The 704-nt window shown below is 44.6% G+C and carries 1 protein-coding gene; it reads left to right on the top strand.

Translation table 11 applies throughout. The features are described 5' to 3' along the window. On the top strand, positions 1-704 hold a 704-nt coding region (locus A3739_RS30495; RefSeq protein WP_197472615.1), incomplete at both ends, for a hypothetical protein.

The raw sequence follows: 704 nt of genomic DNA on the forward strand, positions 1-704 counted from the left end.
CCAGAATGCATCAACGCGGGTTCTCATCGAACACTGCACCTATTTTGGTGGACGATAACATTCCGTGCGGAAATATTTCTGTTGTTCGGCTCGACTTTGATATGACGGAATTTAGAGTGTCATCTAGTTTTCCGGAATACGCATCAGTAAAGCGATCTGAGACGGGAAAAGAAAATGCCCCCGGGTGTAAGCTGGAATTCGAAACGAATTTCGAGCCCCAAATCGATCACGTGGTGCGGGCTGAATATCAAAATGGCGATGTACTTTACGCACCATTGCGACGTGTAGAAAGTGTAGATCAATCAATTACCGTCGGCTTTGGTACTCACTTGGCTGTTGAGCGTTTCTTCGACAAGATCAACTCTCGTGATGAATTAAACAAACATCGGCCGTGCTCTGGCGTCAATCCTGATTGTGAAACGCAACACCGCGCTAAATCGCGTCTACTTTCATTTATTTCTGATACCGCAAGAATTTATGAATACGACGATTTAATTCAACCATCCCAAGAAGCAGATGAAGTCCTAGCATTATTGCGAGGCGAATCAGATTTAATGATTCATATTGATACTGCGGTTGGTGAAATTATTCGAGAAGACTCCCCTATCGCAAAAGGGACTGTACGAGAGTCATATGACACGGAGCTCAACCCAGAAATAAATGGCACTGAAATATACGAGAGGCTGCGACCCGCTTTGACTTTC

This window comes from Oleiphilus sp. HI0067, from assembly GCF_001635735.1.